The following is a 19,560-nucleotide window of genomic DNA, read 5'->3' as shown; positions in this document are numbered from 1 at the left end:
TGTTGCTCGACTATTCATCGGTATATAGATACTCTGTTTAATGCGCACATATATTACCTGTATATTGCATAATTATTATCGGTTTTTACATTGATAACGATTTTTTAACTTTGAATCTGAATTTAGGCATTAATTTTGTTCATTATGATTCATTTAAAACAAAAACAATAAATAAATGTTTACGTTTTCCCTTTAAGCCTATGCAAACACGTTACTTATTCATCCTTAAATATATTTTGCCAATAACTGACCTGATTATGGTCAATATTGTGTACTTTTTTGCCTACCAGTTTACAGCTTATATGGGCAAGGCGGTAAGTTCTGAATTGCAATGGCATTATATTGTAGTGTGTAACCTAATCTGGATTGTGAGCACGACCAGCTTCGGTCTGTACAGCGAGTATGGATCACGACGGATAGAGCGGATTTATCGTGGTACCTGGAAAAGTGTAGTTTTACATGCAGTACTTTTTTCGATATACTTATTTTTCTCAAAACAAAATGATTTCTCCAGATCTTTTCTGGTGATTTTTTATGGCATGCTGGCTATTTTGTTTCTGGTGAACCGTTTCATCGGTACTTCTTTTCAGTTTTTATTATTTAACCACTTAAGAGGTGTTAAATCAGTTGCGATTATGGGTAATAATGCAACCGGTTTACAATTAGCCAGTTATTTTGAAAAACAACGTTATATTGAGTTTCATGGCTTTATTAATGACGTGCCGGATGATTATCTGGACCGGAACGGTCAGATTTCAGATATGGTCGGTCGTCAATTCAAAATGGCTGTTGATAAAGGAATTAAAGATATTTATGTTACCATTGCGCCAGAGCGTATGGCGGATATGACTTTATTAACTGAGGAAGCAGAACGTCAATGTGTGCGCTTAAAATTTATACCAGATATTAGCGGTGCGTTATTATCTCCTTACACAGTAAGCTACCTGGGTAATGAATTTCCAGTGATTTCTTTACGCTCTGAACCTTTGGAAAAAATTCATAACAGATTCAAGAAACGTGTAATTGACGTGGTATTTAGTGGCCTGGTCATTTTGTTTGTGTTGAGTTGGTTGTATCCGATCATTGCCTTGTTGATCAAAATCCAGAGCAAAGGTCCGGTATTATTCAAACAATTGAGAAGCGGGCGTGATGATGAACCTTTCTGGTGTTTTAAATTCAGGAGCATGCGCATGAATGCGGATAGTGATAAGCGCCAGGCGAGTAAAAATGATGACCGTATTACGCCCATTGGTAAATTTTTGAGAAAATCGAGTTTAGACGAATTGCCGCAGTTTTTTAATGTATTTATGGGGCATATGAGCGTAGTGGGCCCTCGTCCGCATATGTTAAGCCATACGGAGCAATATAAAGGGATTGTTGATCAGTTTATGGTGCGTCATTTTTTAAAGCCGGGTATTACGGGTTGGGCACAAGTAAATGGCTTTCGTGGGGAAACCAAGGAAGATTACAAAATGGTAAAGCGGGTAGAACATGATATCTGGTATCTGGAAAACTGGAGTGCTATGCTTGATGTCAAGATTATTTTTATGACTGTGATTAATATGGTTAAAGGTGAGGAAAATGCTTTTTAAGCGTATTATTTGATGAATAAAAAACCAACATTAATTATCTTGGCTGCCGGAATGGCCAGCCGGTATGGCGGAAACAAACAGACAGAATCTTTTGGCCCTAATGGTGAAACCATTATGGAATATTCCATTTATGACGCCATCAAGGCGGGCTTTGGTAAGGTGATTTTTATTATCCGTAAAGAGTTTGCTGAAGCCTTTGCTGCACAAATTGAACCTAAATTAAGTGATAAGATTAAAATTGACTATGCTTATCAATCGCTGAAAAGTTTTAGCAATGATATACAATTTTCTAAAGAAAGAACAAAACCTTTTGGTACCGCACATGCGTTGCTTTGTTGTAAATGTAAGGTGAATGAGCCTTTTGCCGTAATTAATGCCGATGACTTTTACGGTTCTGACGCTTTTAATAAAGCATGCACATTTTTAACACAGGAGATTCAGGATGATTTATTTGCCTGCCTGGGGTATGAATTGAAAAATACAGTAAGTGAATTCGGCGCCGTTACAAGGGGGGAAATTAAAACAAATGCAGCCGATGAAATTATCTCTATCAATGAGCGGAGAGAAATAATTTTAAAAGGAGGAGAAGTTATCAGTTTGGAAAAAGGCAAACAGGAGATTTTGGCACCTGACACAAAAGTGAGTATGAACTTTTTCTGTTTTACACCTGCCTTTATTGACTGGATGGAAGATAAGTATTATCAATTCTTAACAGAAAACAAGGATGAACTTAAAGCAGAGTTTTTAATACCAGAAGTTGCTGATCAGTTAATTAATGCTGGTGCAGCTAGGATAAAAGTTATTGCTACAGATGCCAAATGGTTTGGAGTCACCTTTAAGGAAGATGCTGCTTTAGTGAAGGAAGAACTTTTAAAACTTTCAAACGAGCAAACTTACCCTGCAGATCTTTGGGATGTTAAACTTCACTAAAGTTATTCTAATATTTTGGAGCCCGAAAGGGCTTTGCTCTTTTTAGCTTTTATAACGGGATCGTTTAATTCATAATTAATTGCGTTCTTTGCCCTTTGAATTAAAATTTAACAGATGAAGAAAATCTTATTCCTTTTATTTTTAGTCGTATCTATTCATGAGCTTAAAGCTCAAGCTGTGTATCAACCCTACTCTTATCAATTCTATCAGAAATTAAGTGGTGAGGTCTATAACCCCAATACCAGAATCCATAGTTCTTTAAAACCTTTTTTTATTGACGACAGCTTGCTGCGTGAAAAAAGTGCTTTACTCTTAAGTATGGGAGCAGATTCGACTAGAAAATCGTGGGTGTCCCGAAAATTGTTTCAAGAGCACTTATTGGACATACAAAAGGAAGACTATACAATATATGCCGATTTTTTACCTGATTTCCAGATTGGTCGTGATGCTTCAGGTAAAAAAACTACCTATCTAAATACCCGTGGTTATCAGGTTGGCGGTACTATAGGCAAGAAATTTTCTTTTTATACGAGTGGATTTGAAAACCAAGGTCGATTTGCTAAATATTATGATGATTATATAAACCAGAATAAAGTGGTACCCGGTCAATCTTATGACAGAAGTTTTGGTAAGCTTACCAAAGATTGGTCTTATGTAACAGCAACGGTATCTTATACCCCTATAAAATATTTAAATATTACCGCTGGTTATGATAAAACCTTTATCGGTGATGGATACCGGTCATTATTATTATCTGATTTTTCTTCTCCAGCCCCCTTTTTAAAACTTACAGGAAATTTAGGTAACGTGCAATATATGGCCATGTGGACGTCCATGCAGGATCCGGGGGCAACTAAATTGTCGTATGATGCCGGTAACCGTAAAAAAGGTGGTGTTTTTCACTATTTAGATTGGAATGTAAATAACAGATTATCCATAGGCTTTTTTGATTCAATTATATGGGCACAAACCGATGAGGCTGGAAACAGGCGGGGATTTGACTGGGGTTATGCTAACCCAATTATTTTCTTAAGGCCAGTTGAGGCATCAAGTGGCTCTCCTGATAATGCTTTAATCGGTTTTACCAGTAAGTATAAATTTGCGAAAGAACTGGTTGCTTATGGGCAGTTCTCGCTGGATGAATTCGAAGCTAAAAATTTCTTTTCCCGCTCTGGTAGCTCCAGAAATAAATATGGCTGGCAGTTAGGTGTAAGAGGAGCTGATGTTTTTAAAGTTGAAGGTTTAAATTACCTGTTAGAATACAACACAGCAAAGCCCTACACATTTTCATCAAGAACACGTATTGGCAATTACGCAAATTATAACGAGCCATTAGCGCATCCCATGGGTGCAAATTTTAGAGAAGTTGTAGGTTTATTAAACTATTCTTACAAGCGTTTCGATTTTAGCGGAGAATTGATGTATGCTAAATACGGATTGGACATTGCCGGACAAAATTACGGCAAGAATATTTTCGAACCTTATACTGATGCCGTACAACCAACCGGAAATTATACTACTCAAGGTATCCGTACAGATCTTTTTTATGCTGAAGGAAGGGTTGCTTATGTGATTAATCCGAAATATAACTTACGCTTGGAGTTAGGTGGTATATTAAGACGTGAAAGCAATAGTCTTGGTAAAAACAATACGGGTTTAATCACTTTCGGTTTACGTAGCTCGTTTAGAAATTTGTATACAGATTTTTAACGAAAACCTTATTAAATTGTAAAGCCTCAGTTTTTTTATTTAACTGAGGCTTTTTTAATTGATTTATCTTTCCCGGCAACAGAACGGGCTTTTCATTAATAAGATTCTTCGCTGCGCTCAGAATGACAATACTTTTACCCCGCCAAACTATCAGTCGTTCTTTTTACGCCAACCTTCCTTACCGCTTCAATAATCGCATTTTTATCATAGCCACATTCTGCCCAAAGCTCAGCCTGTTCGCCATGTTCTATAAACTGATCTGGTATGCCTAAACGTGTCACATTGGCATTATACCCATGATCGGCCATAAATTCTAACACGGCTGATCCTACTCCACCTGGTAAAGAACCATCTTCAACCGTGATGATATGCTTGTATTTGGTAAATACCTCATGTAATAAAGCTTCATCTAATGGTTTCACAAAGCGTAAATCGTAATGTGCCGGGTAAAATCCTTCGCTATTTAATTCTATGCACGCTTCAACCGCAAAATTACCTACGTGGCCAATGGTTAATAAGGCTACATCTTCCCCATCGCAAATTTTACGTCCTTTACCAATTTCCAGTGCTTTGAAAGGTCTTTTCCAATCGGGCATTACACCATTACCGCGCGGATAACGGATTACAAATGGCCCTGCGTTTTCTTGTTGACCTGTAAACATCAGATTACGAAGCTCTTCTTCATTCATCGGAGAAGAAACTACCAGATTGGGTATACAACGCATGTAGGCAATATCATAAGCCCCATGATGTGTCGCACCATCAGCACCTGCAAGTCCTGCCCTATCCAAACAAAATACTACATTGAGTTTTTGAATAGCCACATCGTGGATCACCTGATCGTAAGCCCTTTGCATAAAGCTCGAATAGATATTACAAAAAGGAACCAATCCTTGTGTGGCCAGGCCAGCAGAGAAAGTTACCGCATGTTGTTCTGCAATGCCCACATCAAATGCACGTTTTGGCATCGCTTTCATCATGATGTTTAATGATGATCCCGATGGCATGGCTGGTGTAATACCGACAATTTTATCGTTAGCCTCTGCCAGTTCTACCATGGTATGACCGAAAACATCCTGGTATTTCGGAGGTTGTGGCTTGTCTGGAATGCTTTTTTTAATTTCGCCTGTAATCTTATCAAAGAGACCAGGTGCATGCCATTTGGTTTGATCTTTTTCTGCCAATGCAAAGCCTTTCCCTTTTACGGTAATGCAATGTAAAAGCTTAGGACCAGGAATAGCCGATAAATCTTTTATGGTTTGCGCTAAACGTTTTACATCGTGACCGTCAACCGGACCGAAGTATCTAAAGTTTAGCGCTTCGAATAAATTACTTTGTTTCAGTAAAGTGCCTTTAATGCTTTTCTCAATTTTCTTTACGTATTTATGTGCATTAGGGCCGAGTTTAGATAGCCCGGTAAGTACATGAGAGATATCATCTCGGAAACGGTTGTACGATTTTGAAATGGTGATGCTGGTTAGATATTCTTTCAGTGCACCTACATTCGGATCAATAGACATGCAGTTATCATTCAGGATCACCAATACATTGCTGTTTTCGATCCCGGCATGATTTAATCCTTCAAAAGCTAAACCGGCTGTCATGGCACCATCGCCGATAACGGCAACATGCTGCCTGTTGGTTTCGCCTTTTAACTGCGAAGCCACTGCCATACCCAAAGCGGCCGAAATGGAAGTAGAGGAATGGCCTACACCGAAGGTATCGTATTCACTTTCCGAAATCTTCGGGAAACCGCTAATGCCACCATATACCCGGTTGGTGTGGAATAAATCCCTGCGGCCGGTTAATATTTTATGACCGTATGCCTGATGACCTACGTCCCATACCAATTTATCATAGGGCGTATTTAAGGCATAGTGTAAGGCTACTGTTAATTCAACAACACCTAAACTGGCACCAAAATGGCCGCCATTTACACTTACTACATCAATAATATACTGTCGTAATTCCTGGCTTATTTGTTCTAAGTCGGATTCGCTATATTGCTTTAAATCAGCAGGATAGTTGATTTTAGATAATAGGGGGCCAGCTTTTACTTGCATTCGAAATTTGTGGTAAAAAACAAGATACAAAGTAAGGGAAATTTGTTTTAATATAGAAAAGAAAAATGACGGTTTATTACAGCAAGCTAAGTAGCTGGCGTTTAGCGTAATAATGGGTGCTAAAGTTTAGCCGTTAGCGTTGAGCGGTTAATGGTAGACTGAAAATTTTCATTATGTTTGTTGCTACACATGCAGGCAGAGAATTTTGAAATAAAGCTTCCGGTATTTGAAGGTCCCTTCGATTTGTTGCTGTTCTTTATTGAGCGTGATGAACTGAATATCCAGGATGTAGAGATTGCTAAAATTACCAACGACTTTTTAGCCTATATCCACCAGCTCCTGGCTTTAAATGTAGAAGTGGCAAGTGAATTTATCCTGGTTGCGGCCACCCTGATGCGGATTAAATCTAAAATGTTGTTGCCAAGGATCGGGATAGATGAAACCGGTAACGAAATCAACGCTGAGCAGGACCTTATTGCCAGGCTAATTGCCTATAAACAGTTTAAATCTGCAGCCGAAGAAATGAAGGTTTATGAAGAGGAGCGGTTAAAGCAAAATCACAGGGGTAACATTGCATTCGATCTTACACTAGCTGCCGCCTCTTCAACACATCAGGATGAACTTTTATCCCTGGATCTGTATAAACTTTTAACCGTTTATCATCGCACGATGCAGAAGTATGAACTGCGCAGTGAAGAGGTTAAACATACTGTTGTCCAATATCCCTATACCATCGAACAGCAAAAACACTTTATTGCCAACTTACTGGATATTAATAAACAGATTGATTTTGCCCTGGTGCTTAAAAATTCGGAGAATAAAGTACATTTTGTTTATAATTTCCTGGCTATTCTGGAAATGTTGCAGCAACAAATCGTAGAGATAACCATTGGAAGCGGCTTTAACAACTTTAATGTGAAAGCATTGTCTTAAACTGGCGTGAATTAAATTTGAAATCCTTACTTTTGCCAAAAAAATACAAACCTAAATATACAATGACACGCGACAACCAAATTTTTGAACTTATCGATAAAGAATTAAACCGCCAGGAGCATGGTTTAGAGCTTATTGCATCAGAAAACTTTGTAAGCAAACAAGTGATGGAAGCTGCCGGATCGGTATTGACCAACAAATATGCAGAAGGTTTACCGGGAAAACGTTACTATGGCGGTTGCCAGGTGGTTGATGTGGTAGAGCAGATTGCTATCGATAGGGCAAAAGAATTATTTGGTGCGGCCTGGGTAAATGTTCAGCCACATTCTGGCGCACAGGCCAATGCAGCGGTAATGCTCGCTGTTTTGCAACCTGGCGATAAAATATTGGGATTTGATCTTTCTCACGGTGGACATTTAACACATGGTTCGCCTGTAAACTTCTCGGGTAAATTATATCAGCCGTTATTTTATGGTGTAGAAAAAGAAACCGGGCTAATTGATTACAAAAAATTAGAAGAAGTTGCTTTAGCAGAAAAACCAAAATTGATTATCTGCGGTGCATCTGCCTATTCACGTGAGTGGGATTATGCTTTTATCCGTTCAGTAGCCGATAAAATTGGTGCCTTGGTTTTAGCTGATATTTCTCACCCTGCAGGTTTAATTGCAAAAGGATTGTTGGCCAACCCACTTCCACATTGCCATATCGTAACCACTACAACCCACAAAACTTTACGTGGACCACGTGGCGGCATGATTATGATGGGCCAGGATTTCGAAAATCCGTGGGGATTGAAAACACCAAAGGGCGAAACCCGTTTAATGAGCAACTTGCTTGATATGGCAGTTTTTCCAGGTACGCAGGGCGGTCCGTTAGAGCATATTATTGCGGCTAAAGCAATTGCTTTTGGCGAAGCGTTAAGCGAGGAGTACGGAGCATACATTAAACAGGTAGCTGCTAACGCACAGGCCATGGCTAAAGCATTTGTAGCAAAAGGATATGGTATTATTTCTGGCGGTACGGATAACCACTTGATGTTGATCGATCTGCGCAATAAAAACATCACCGGTAAAGTAGCAGAAAATGCGTTGGAAAAAGCAGAAATCACGGTAAACAAAAACATGGTTCCTTTTGATGATAAATCACCATTTGTAACCTCGGGTATCCGTGTGGGTACAGCTGCGGTTACTACCCGCGGTTTAAAAGAAGCCGAAATGGAACAGATTGTTGAATTAATTGATAGGGTTTTAACCAACCCTGAAGATGAAACTAACCTGAATACGGTTAAAGCTGAAGTGATTAAACTGGTAAGTGCATTCCCGCTTTATAAATAGCATTTTGCTAATTCGATTTAGTAATCAATATAGTAAAAGCAGTTACATGAATTTGTAACTGCTTTTTCATTTAACAAAGTTCTTCATTCCTTAATACAGCAAAACAAACGTTTGTTTTATATATTTAACCCAAATTAATAAATATAAATTATGTGTGGAATAGTGGGCTATATTGGCTATAGAGAAGCCTGGCCAATTGTACTTAAAGGACTTAAAAGATTAGAATACCGTGGTTATGATAGTGCTGGTATCGCAGTAATGAATGAAAGCGGGGAGCATATTTATAAAAAGGCGGGTAAAGTAGCCGTTTTAGAGGAGTTTGCTCAAGATCAGGATAAGTCTGGTACGATTGCTATGGGACATACCCGTTGGGCAACCCATGGTGTTCCTTCCGATCGCAACTCCCATCCGCATACCTCAAACAATGGTAAATTATCTATTATACATAATGGCATTATAGAAAACTATGCTACTTTAAAAGAAGAGTTGATTAACCGTGGTCACGAATTTAAAAGCGATACCGATACAGAGGTATTAATTCATCTGGTTGAAGAAATCCAGAAAATTGAAAATATAGATCTTTTAGAGGCCGTTCGTCTGGCTTTGAAGGAAGTGATTGGTGCCTATGCCATCGTGATCATGGATCAGGATCATCCTGATCGGTTGATTGCGGCCAGAAAGGGTAGTCCGATGGTAATTGGTGTGGGTCAGGGAGAGTACTTTGTTGCTTCTGATGCCACGCCGATCATTGAATACACTAAAAATGTAATCTATCTCAATGATAATGAAATTGCATTAATTACCAAAGATGATCTTTTGGTTAAAAGACTGGATAATGTAGTGCAAACGCCCTTAATCCAGGAGCTGCAATTAAAGTTAGAAATGCTGGAGAAAGGTGGTTTCGATCACTTTATGCTGAAAGAAATTTATGAGCAACCGCGTTCGATTAAAGATTGTATGCGTGGTCGCATCTATCCGGAAGAGGGTAAGGTACAGCTTGGTGGGATTAAGGAATTTGCAGAGAAATTAAAAAATATAGATCGTATCATCATTGTGGCCTGCGGAACATCGTGGCATGCGGGTTTGGTTGGCGAATATCTGATTGAAGAATATGCGCGCATTCCTGTTGAAGTTGAATACGCCTCAGAATTCAGGTATAGAAATCCAATTATTACCGAAAAAGATGTGGTGATTGCCATTTCGCAATCGGGAGAAACGGCTGATACCATGGCGGCCATTGAAATGGCTAAAGAACGTGGCGCAACTATCTTTGGTATTTGTAACGTTGCGGGTGCATCCATTCCACGTTTAACACATGCGGGTGTTTATACCCACGCCGGACCAGAGATCGGTGTGGCTTCTACAAAAGCATTCACCGCACAGGTAACTGTTTTAACGCTGATGGCCTTTTACATGGCGCAGCAAAAAGGAACCATTACTACTTCTAAGCTGATCGAATTATTAACGGAGCTTGATCATATTCCTGAAAAGATTCAGGTGGCGCTAGAATCTAACGACCTGATTAAAGAAGTAGCAGAAAAAATCAAAGATTCGACCAATTGTTTATTTCTAGGAAGAGGAAGTGGTTTCCCTGTAGCGTTAGAGGGTGCTTTAAAACTGAAAGAAATCTCCTACATCCATGCAGAAGGCTACCCGGCTGCAGAGATGAAACACGGGCCTATTGCCTTAATTGACGAAGAGATGCCGGTGGTTTTTATTGCCACACAAAACTCATCTTACGAAAAAGTAATCAGTAACATTCAGGAGGTAAAAGCCAGAAAAGGAAAAGTAATTGCCATTGTAACCGAGGGGGATACCGAGGTGAAAAAAATGGCCGATTACTGCATCGAAATTCCAGATGCGAATGAGGCTTTCTTACCGCTTTTAGCAACCATACCACTTCAGTTATTATCTTATCATATTGCGGTAATGCGTGGCTGTAATGTAGATCAGCCAAGAAATCTGGCCAAATCGGTAACGGTAGAATAATTTATGGTACAACAATAGATCAAGCAGCTGCATTAATTTGTAGCTGCTTTTTTGGTTACGAGGGTATTTAAATACTGAATTTGTTAAATAAGCCCGATCCTATAACTATCGGATGCACGGATGCCGTTTTTAACCAAAGGTTTCTCATATCGACAAATTAAGATGGCAGGAAAAAAAGCAGGGCAGATGGCCGCCACTTGTACGATGATCACTTGCAAAAAAAAATAAAAAGTATAATTAAATGGTAAAAAGAGCTAAAAAGTAAAGGGCCGATATTCTTTAGAAGAAATATCGACCCTTACCATCTAAATTAACGCTCTCGAATATATAAACGCAACTTTATACGGTTTGGTTTTGAGAAAGTATAAAAAAACAAACTATTTCTCGTAACTACCTAAGGTTGAGGGAGAAATTCTTTTGTTACCCTTTATGTCCTGATCAAGATAACCGGTGAAATAAGGATCGGCACTTAAATCGGCACCTTTTTTTCTGGCTGAACTATTCGCCTGGAGCTCAAAATTTTCCATTTCCTTATTGGTAAAGGATGGGTCAGTGTTCAAAATATTGCCATTACCATGATAAGCATTGTTGGTAGACCGGATTAAATTATGCCATAAATTGAGTTGTACTGTTGCAGAAGTTTTCTTTTGGATATCCAATTCATTAGTTAAGCTCCCCCAAATAATATTATTTGTTAAATCGATCTCAAGTTTATTGTAAGCATTTACGGATGAATAATCTGAAAAGCTTAATGAGGCAGTTTTACGCGGAAAGTTTGAGTTGTAGCCTGCAAAGGTGTTCTGTTTCAGGTTATAATTTCCTCCCCCAACTGCATATATTAAATAATTGCCACAGTTATACATTAAATTATTAAAGGCCAAAAGCTCCGAGTGATAACCAATATAGGCAGCCACCTGCATATTTTTGAGAATGCTATTGCTTAAAATTAATTTGGCACTGCTGTTAACAGATAATGAATCGGAGGTAATGCCAACAGATGCATTTTTTATGATCGCATTTTTAATCCGTCCGTATCCGGTTTGTTTTAAGAAGATTCCTTTCCATTGCCCGGGCTCATCACTATATATCGTTTCAAGCCTATCGCTACAAAATAGTACCGGCTCGGTAAGGCTGCCAGTAACGATCAGGTTTCCTTCAATGTTTAAACTGGCATCCTTATGGAAATAGATTTTAGTTCCAGGTTGGATGGTTAATGCAGCGCTACTTTTTACGGTTAATGATCCATTAATAACATAGGGCAAAGTTTTTGTCCAGATGGTATTTGTATGAATTGAAGATTCATTAACAAATACAGCGTTTTGCCCGTAAGCCAAAAGCCGAATCACTTGTTTATTCCCGTTTGTATTTAAGATGATTGAATCTTGCACCAGGAAGGGTAGGTTGTTTGCATTCGGATTGATCGAAACCTTGACAAAAATATTTATTGAATCCTGACCATTTATAATAAGATCATTTTTGTGCAGCGTTTGTTCTCCGTTAATATTGATACTAAAGGCTGAAGTGCTTCCGCCTGATAATCTGATTTCGGATACTTTAACTGCATCATTATTTTTGTTAACGATCTTTATTCTTCTGGTTGTTGAGCCTATCGAAGTAAAAATAGTATCAAATAGTATCTCTTTACTGGAAATGCTTAGTCTGGCATTTTGATCAATGGTAATGTTTTCGCCCTTGCGGCAAGCCGAAGCGATGAACAAGATGAATAGCACTGAACCAATATTTAAACGCATAAATCAAACTTAAAAAATGTTTGGCTGATACCATAGTACTTGCAGTGTATTGTAATAATTATTCTGCGAAAGCGAGTGCTGCTATGCTCACTTTTGCTGCTCCAACGGTCAGGATGGCATTGGCACAGCCTTCAAGTGTCGCGCCAGTAGTAATTACATCATCAACCAGTAAAATATGTTTGCCAATTATATCTTCCGGAGAATTCACCTGAAACACATCTTTCATATTTTCATAACGGTTATACCTGCTTTTTTTGGTCTGGCTCTCGGTAGAAGTATTTCGGATCAGGAAATCCTCACTAATACCGGTTTCCATCTTCGCAGCAATGCCTTCTGCAATAAACGTACTTTGGTTATATCCCCTGATTTTGTATTTCTTACGGTGTAAAGGGACCGGAATAACCAGGTCAATATCTTGGTAAAGAGTTGCGGTTTTCAGCCTTTCTCCCAGCATATTGCCCAATAGTACGCCAAGATCCGTTCTACCATTATATTTTAAGTTGTGGATTAAGTTTTGAACCTTTGCACCTTTTCTAAAGTATAACATGGCCATTGCGGCATGAATTGGTAAGCGGCCCCACAATTGTTTGGCAACCCTGTTTTCCGCATATTGATGATAATCGGTAAAAGGGAGGTCGTACAGGCATTTTGTACAAATTAAATGCTCGCTATGGTATAACGCTACACCACAGGCATTGCAGAGGTTTGGAAATAGCAAACCAATTAAATCATTGCACCATTGTTTAACCTGTAGCATAAACTAATTTATAAAAAATATATGAGGAAATACTATGGTTTTAAGACTGCGGTAATATATAGTTAAATAGGTAACCAATATTAGTGCTGTTTCTGCGGTGTGTTTCCAAAGTATGCGGGCCGGTCATTACTATCTGTGTTCTCGGTGAATTCGTAGTAGATTCTAAGGTAGGTTATTATATAATTGAGTTCCGGTAAATACTAAACTTTACTCGTTTTTTCAGCAAAGCAGGTTTCGTGCTACTATATAAGGATGTTCCCGCTATTCGCTTCAAAGCCTCGGTTCGTTCCTCACCTTCGTGTTTTCCGCTGCTATCGGGTTTAGGTGGGCAGGTGATCCGGAAGTTTTAAGGGGCTGGGTGCAGGGGGAAGTTTCGGAAGTTTTTTAGATCAACCCTCACGGGCTTTCAAAACCTGCGGCGTTTATCGGCAGGTGCAAACACTCAATTCCTTAAAAAGTTTTAAGCGCATCAAAACTTTTTCTTACTGAAAATCATGAACTTACATAAAAGGCAGTATTCTCCCGGAGAAAACGTTTGGATGCTGTGATATTTTTCCTACTTTTGCATCCCGCTTCGGAGGAAGGGTTTTAGTTTGAAAGGCAGGCATAGAGATACAGGGAGCGAGATTTATTTTAAAATAAATATTGCGGAAGCGTAAAAGATTGCTACCTTTGCAGCCCGGTTCGGAAGAACGGAAAGCCAGTTAAACCTGGCATATTGAAAAGCAAACAAGGAAAAAAAAGAAGGCTTAAAAAATAAAATTTATTTTATTTGGAAGTTCGGAAAAGTTCCTTACCTTTGCACTCCCAACTGAAACGAAGGGCAAAAAAGTTGGAGCAGCGGATGTTGCACAAACAACAAAAAAGATTGAAACAAACGGAAACACGTTGAAGACGAATAAGACTTGAACGAACAGAAGTTTGAAGATATATAAAGACGGGCCGTGAGGCAACAACAGTCAATAAGTTCTTAAAAGAGATGTCAATGTAGCGTAGCGAGGTAATGGAGTACCGATCAAAGTACATGATTACGTAGCTTTATTTTAAAGGTGGTGTCTAACAGACAACATAAAAAAAAAGAAGACTATTTTTAACAATAGTTAAAACTGGTCAGCATCTTACAACACATTTTACAATGGAGAGTTTGATCCTGGCTCAGGATGAACGCTAGCGGCAGGCCTAATACATGCAAGTCGAACGATATTTTCCAGCTTGCTGGAAGAGAAAGTGGCGCACGGGTGCGTAACGCGTATGCAACCTACCTTTATCAGGGGGATAGCCCGGAGAAATCCGGATTAATACCGCATAAAATCACAGAATAGCATTATTTAATGATCAAACATTTATGGGATAAAGATGGGCATGCGTGTCATTAGCTAGTTGGCGGGGTAACGGCCCACCAAGGCGACGATGACTAGGGGATCTGAGAGGATGACCCCCCACACTGGTACTGAGACACGGACCAGACTCCTACGGGAGGCAGCAGTAAGGAATATTGGTCAATGGAGGCAACTCTGAACCAGCCATGCCGCGTGCAGGAAGACTGCCCTATGGGTTGTAAACTGCTTTTATCCGGGAATAAACCTCTGCTCGTGAGCAGAGCTGAATGTACCGGAAGAATAAGGATCGGCTAACTCCGTGCCAGCAGCCGCGGTAATACGGAGGATCCAAGCGTTATCCGGATTTATTGGGTTTAAAGGGTGCGTAGGCGGCCTGTTAAGTCAGGGGTGAAAGACGGTAGCTCAACTATCGCAGTGCCCTTGATACTGATGGGCTTGAATGGACTAGAGGTAGGCGGAATGAGACAAGTAGCGGTGAAATGCATAGATATGTCTCAGAACACCGATTGCGAAGGCAGCTTACTATGGTCTTATTGACGCTGAGGCACGAAAGCGTGGGGATCAAACAGGATTAGATACCCTGGTAGTCCACGCCCTAAACGATGAACACTCGCTGTTGGCGATACACAGTCAGCGGCTAAGCGAAAGCGTTAAGTGTTCCACCTGGGGAGTACGCCCGCAAGGGTGAAACTCAAAGGAATTGACGGGGGCCCGCACAAGCGGAGGAGCATGTGGTTTAATTCGATGATACGCGAGGAACCTTACCCGGGCTTGAAAGTTAGTGAATGATCTAGAGATAGATCAGTGAGCAATCACACGAAACTAGGTGCTGCATGGCTGTCGTCAGCTCGTGCCGTGAGGTGTTGGGTTAAGTCCCGCAACGAGCGCAACCCCTATGTTTAGTTGCCAGCATGTAAAGGTGGGGACTCTAAACAGACTGCCTGTGCAAACAGAGAGGAAGGAGGGGACGACGTCAAGTCATCATGGCCCTTACGTCCGGGGCTACACACGTGCTACAATGGACGGTACAGAGGGCAGCTACATAGCAATATGATGCGAATCTCACAAAGCCGTTCACAGTTCGGATTGGGGTCTGCAACTCGACCCCATGAAGTTGGATTCGCTAGTAATCGCGTATCAGCAATGACGCGGTGAATACGTTCCCGGGCCTTGTACACACCGCCCGTCAAGCCATGGAAGTTGGGGGTACCTAAAGTATGTAACCGCAAGGAGCGTCCTAGGGTAAAACCGATAACTGGGGCTAAGTCGTAACAAGGTAGCCGTACCGGAAGGTGCGGCTGGAATACCTCCTTTCTGGAGTAGCACCGCCTACTCGCCACGCAACATGATATTTCGAATTAAGGTAGAATGTTAAAGCATAAAGACTAAAGCTGAAAGGCGGTTGTTGATACTTGATACTGACTACTTTAAAAACACAAGAGAAAAAAAGAAACACCCAGAAGAAAACGGTGGGCTGCTATCAAGGTAAGCTTAACGGAGACAAGAAGGGGAAGCCAAAGGAAGCAGTAGCGGTAAGATACTATATACTGCGAACAGATGCTTTACCTTAAAACAAGAAGTCCCGTAGCTCAGCCTGGTTAGAGCACTACACTGATAATGTAGGGGTCTCCAGTTCAAATCTGGACGGGACTACCATTGAAGTTTACAATTGGCGGTTTGCAGTTAACAGTTATCATAACTGGAAACTGATAACTGAACAATGGAAACTGATACTCTGGGGGATTAGCTCAGCTGGCTAGAGCGCCTGCCTTGCACGCAGGAGGTCAACGGTTCGACTCCGTTATTCTCCACCATTAAGGTTGAGGGTTAAAAGGTAGAAGGTGTAGGGTAAAACCTATAGCTGAAACAAACCACAACAGCATAAACACCTTATTATCGGGATCGGTAATATACATTGACATAAAGAAAAAATAAAAGAAGAAAACGCCATGGGGCACATATACAGATATAATGATATCGAAATATGAAACGGTTCGAGACCGCAGTTTTTTACTAATAAGGTTAAGCAGAGGCTTAGGCGCAGGACAATGAAACCCTCCACCTTTACACCCTCCCCCTTCAACCTTAATAAAGTTCTTTGACATATTGGAAGAAGTTAAAAAAGAAGAGCAAACAACAATAGGCGACTGTTGTGTTTGTGCTCTCCCGACGTAAAGTTGGGAATGAGACATCATAACAAGAGCAAAAAAGCATACCATATGGCGCAAAAGGCATATGAGTAGAAGAAAGTAATAAAGAGTACACGGGGGATGCCTTGGCTCTCAGAGGCGATGAAGGACGTGATAAGCTGCGATAAGCTTCGGGTATTTGCAAATAGGAATTGATCCGAAGATTTCCGAATGGGGCAACCCGGCATGTTGAAGACATGTCACATATAATGAGCAAACCTGCCGAACTGAAACATCTAAGTAAGCAGAGGAAGAGAAAATAACAATGATTTCCTGAGTAGTGGCGAGCGAAAGGGAAAGAGCCCAAACCTACCTTGTTACGGCAAAGTGGGGGTTGTAGGACTGCAACATGGCATTAGCAACCAGAAGTGGAATGGGATGGGAAGCCCAGCGATACACGGTGATAGCCCGGTACACGTATAGAATGCTAGCCTAGCAGTATCCTGAGTACCGCGAGGTCGGAGACGCCTTGTGGGAATCAGCCGGCACCATCCGGTAAGGCTAAATACTCCTGAGAGACCGATAGTGAACCAGTACCGTGAGGGAAAGGTGAAAAGAACCCCGAACAGGGGAGTGAAATAGAACCTGAAACCGTGTACTTACAAGCGGTCGGAGCTGGCAGGTCCAGTGACGGCGTGCCTTTTGCATAATGAGCCTACGAGTTACTCTTCTCTGGCAAGGTTAAGTGCTTCAGGCACGGATCCGAAGCGAAAGCGAGTCTGAATAGGGCGTATAGTCAGAGGAGGTAGACGCGAAACCTTGTGATCTACCCATGGACAGGTTGAAGGTGCGGTAACACGTACTGGAGGACCGAACCGATAAACGTTGAAAAGTTTCCGGATGATCTGTGGGTAGGGGTGAAAGGCTAATCAAACTGGGAAATAGCTCGTACTCCCCGAAATGTTTTTAGGAACAGCGTCGGTGTAGAGTTATATAGAGGTAGAGCTACTGATTGGGTGCGGGGGAGTCAAATCCTACCAAATCCAGACAAACTCCGAATGCTATATAATATAACCGGCAGTGAGGCGCGGGGTGCTAAGGTCACGCGCCGAGAGGGAAAGAACCCAGACCATCAGCTAAGGTCCCCAAGTTACAGTTAAGTTGAACTAACGAGGTCCGATTGCACAGACAGCTAGGATGTTGGCTTGGAAGCAGCCATTCATTTAAAGAGTGCGTAACAGCTCACTAGTCGAGCGATCGGGCATGGATAATAAACGGGCATTAAACTGTACACCGAAGCTATGGGATTGAAATATATCGGTAGGGGAGCATTCTATCGGCAGTGAAGGTACCTGGTAATGGGTGCTGGAGCTTATAGAAAAGCAAATGTAGGCATAAGTAACGATAAGGCGGGCGAGAAACCCGCCCACCGAAAGGATAAGGTTTCCTGATCAACGCTAATCGGATCAGGGTTAGTCGGGACCTAAGGAGAACCCGAAGGGGAAATTCGATGGACAACGGGTTAATATTCCCGTACTTTTTATAACTGCGATGTGGGGACGGAGTAGTGACACTGCCGCGATCTGACGGAATAGATCGTTAAAGGCTGTAGGTATTAGAACGGTAGGCAAATCCGCCGATCTAGCTGAGCGCTGATAGTACCGCAAGCCTTCGGGTGCGTGGATAGAGCAGGTAATCAGACTTCCAAGAAAAACCGCTAAGCTTCAGGTTATAAAAACCCGTACCGCAAACCGACACAGGTATCCGGGAAGAGGATTCTAAGGTGCTCGAGTGAATCATGGCTAAGGAACTCGGCAAAATGGCCCTGTAACTTCGGGAGAAGGGGCGCTGGCAGTAATGTCAGCCGCAGTGAAAAGGCCCAGGCGACTGTTTAACAAAAACACATGGCTTTGCAAAATCGAAAGATGAGGTATAAGGCCTGACACCTGCCCGGTGCTGGAAGGTTAAGAGGGGATGTCATCGTAAGAGAAGCATTGAATCGAAGCCCCAGTAAACGGCGGCCGTAACTATAACGGTCCTAAGGTAGCGAAATTCCTTGTCGGGTAAGTTCCGACCTGCACGAATGGTGTAACGATCTGGGCGCTGTCTCAGCCATGAGCTCGGTGAAATTGTGGTCCCGGTGAAGACGCCGGGTACCCGCAACGGGACGGAAAGACCCCATGCACCTTCACTACAATTTAACATTGACATTGGATACAGGATGTGTAGGATAGGTGGGAGGCTTTGAAGCGGCGTCGCTAGGCGTCGTGGAGCCAACGTTGAAATACCACCCTTTCTGTATTCGGTGTCTAATCCTTCAAAGAGGGAGACATTGTTTGATGGGTAGTTTGACTGGGGTGGTCGCCTCCAAAAAGGTAACGGAGGCTTTCAAAGGTAAGCTCAGTACGCTTGGTAACCGTACGCGGAGTGCAATAGCATAAGCTTGCTTGACTGTGAGACATACAGGTCGATCAGGGTCGAAAGACGGATATAGTGATCCGGTGGTTCTGCATGGAAGGGCCATCGCTCAAAGGATAAAAGGTACGCTGGGGATAACAGGCTGATCTCCCCCAAGAGCTCATATCGACGGGGAGGTTTGGCACCTCGATGTCGGCTCGTCACATCCTGGGGCTGGAGAAGGTCCCAAGGGTTCGGCTGTTCGCCGATTAAAGTGGCACGCGAGCTGGGTTCAGAACGTCGCGAGACAGTTCGGTCCCTATCTGTTGTGGGCGTAGGAATTTTGAGTGGGGCTGACCTTAGTACGAGAGGACCGGGTTGGACCAGCCTCTAGTGAATCTGTTGTTCCGCCAGGGGCATTGCAGAGTAGCTACGCTGGGAATAGATAAGCGCTGAAAGCATCTAAGTGCGAAACTAGCCACGAGATGAGAATTCCATATAGGACCGTAGCAGACTACTACGTTGATAGGCTACAGATGTAAAGCTGGTGACAGCACAGTCGAGTAGTACTAATCATCCGAAGCTTTCAAAGCAAACAGACTGTTGTTTGTTCTTCAAACTAACTTCTTTCAATA

Annotated in this window: 9 protein-coding genes, 2 tRNA genes and 2 rRNA genes; 10 read left to right on the top strand and 3 right to left on the bottom strand. The window is 41.6% G+C overall.

All coding sequences use genetic code 11. From position 1 onward, the window contains the following. The first annotated feature begins 200 nt into the window (after positions 1-200). The 3 genes from ABEG20_RS16765 to ABEG20_RS16755 all read left to right on the top strand — a co-directional run bounded on the left by ABEG20_RS16765 (position 201) and on the right by ABEG20_RS16755 (position 4,232). Positions 201-1,592: an undecaprenyl-phosphate glucose phosphotransferase gene (locus tag ABEG20_RS16765; RefSeq protein ID WP_406824405.1), complete on the top strand. Its 1,392-nt coding sequence runs from the start codon at positions 201-203 to the stop codon at positions 1,590-1,592. Between the two features lie 12 nt (positions 1,593-1,604). Continuing rightward, on the top strand, positions 1,605-2,522 hold the full coding sequence (locus ABEG20_RS16760) for an NDP-sugar synthase (RefSeq protein WP_406824404.1): 918 nt from the start codon (positions 1,605-1,607) through the stop codon (positions 2,520-2,522). Positions 2,523-2,636: 114 nt separating this feature from the next. Further along, entirely contained in the window at positions 2,637-4,232 is a 1,596-nt protein-coding gene (locus tag ABEG20_RS16755) for a gliding motility protein RemB (protein ID WP_406824403.1), read from the top strand. 134 nt (positions 4,233-4,366) lie between these two features. Here ABEG20_RS16755 and dxs read toward each other — a convergent pair whose 3' ends face one another. Continuing rightward, positions 4,367-6,295 carry a 1-deoxy-D-xylulose-5-phosphate synthase gene (gene dxs, locus ABEG20_RS16750; RefSeq protein WP_406824402.1) on the bottom strand — a complete coding sequence of 643 codons (1,929 nt, stop codon included), beginning with the start codon at positions 6,293-6,295 and terminating at the stop codon, positions 4,367-4,369. Between the two features lie 189 nt (positions 6,296-6,484). Between dxs and ABEG20_RS16745 the strand changes: the two genes are divergently transcribed. From ABEG20_RS16745 to glmS, 3 genes are all read left to right on the top strand, one after another. Continuing rightward, positions 6,485-7,228: a segregation and condensation protein A gene (locus ABEG20_RS16745; protein WP_406824401.1), complete on the top strand. Its 744-nt coding sequence runs from the start codon at positions 6,485-6,487 to the stop codon at positions 7,226-7,228. A 62-nt stretch (positions 7,229-7,290) separates the two neighbouring features. Then, positions 7,291-8,562 carry a serine hydroxymethyltransferase gene (gene glyA / locus ABEG20_RS16740; RefSeq protein WP_406824400.1) on the top strand — a complete coding sequence of 424 codons (1,272 nt, stop codon included), beginning with the start codon at positions 7,291-7,293 and terminating at the stop codon, positions 8,560-8,562. 150 nt (positions 8,563-8,712) lie between these two features. Beyond that, positions 8,713-10,551 carry a glutamine--fructose-6-phosphate transaminase (isomerizing) gene (gene glmS / locus ABEG20_RS16735; protein WP_406824399.1) on the top strand — a complete coding sequence of 613 codons (1,839 nt, stop codon included), beginning with the start codon at positions 8,713-8,715 and terminating at the stop codon, positions 10,549-10,551. Positions 10,552-10,928: 377 nt separating this feature from the next. Here glmS and ABEG20_RS16730 read toward each other — a convergent pair whose 3' ends face one another. Both ABEG20_RS16730 and ABEG20_RS16725 read right to left on the bottom strand, forming a co-directional pair. Continuing rightward, positions 10,929-12,302, bottom strand: a complete 1,374-nt coding sequence (locus ABEG20_RS16730; RefSeq protein ID WP_406824398.1) for a hypothetical protein — start codon at positions 12,300-12,302, stop codon at positions 10,929-10,931. A 58-nt stretch (positions 12,303-12,360) separates the two neighbouring features. Further along, complete coding sequence (locus ABEG20_RS16725) at positions 12,361-13,059, bottom strand: ComF family protein (protein WP_406824397.1); 699 nt, start codon at positions 13,057-13,059, stop codon at positions 12,361-12,363. A gap of 1,132 nt (positions 13,060-14,191) precedes the next feature. On the opposite strand from ABEG20_RS16725, the gene ABEG20_RS16720 reads away from it, so the two are divergent. The 4 genes from ABEG20_RS16720 to ABEG20_RS16705 all read left to right on the top strand — a co-directional run bounded on the left by ABEG20_RS16720 (position 14,192) and on the right by ABEG20_RS16705 (position 19,517). Further along, positions 14,192-15,713, top strand: a 16S ribosomal RNA gene (locus ABEG20_RS16720). Positions 15,714-15,977: 264 nt separating this feature from the next. Next, positions 15,978-16,055: transfer RNA gene (locus ABEG20_RS16715), tRNA-Ile, on the top strand. 81 nt (positions 16,056-16,136) lie between these two features. Next, positions 16,137-16,213 (top strand) — tRNA-Ala (locus ABEG20_RS16710). 429 nt (positions 16,214-16,642) lie between these two features. Next, a 23S ribosomal RNA gene (locus tag ABEG20_RS16705) occupies positions 16,643-19,517 on the top strand. Together the 16S and 23S rRNA genes with 2 tRNA genes alongside form the textbook arrangement of a ribosomal RNA operon. Positions 19,518-19,560 lie beyond the last annotated feature (43 nt).

Source organism: Pedobacter sp. KACC 23697, assembly GCF_045348445.1.
Lineage (GTDB): Bacteria > Bacteroidota > Bacteroidia > Sphingobacteriales > Sphingobacteriaceae > Pedobacter.
This window is presented reverse-complemented; position numbering and strand designations above follow the sequence as displayed.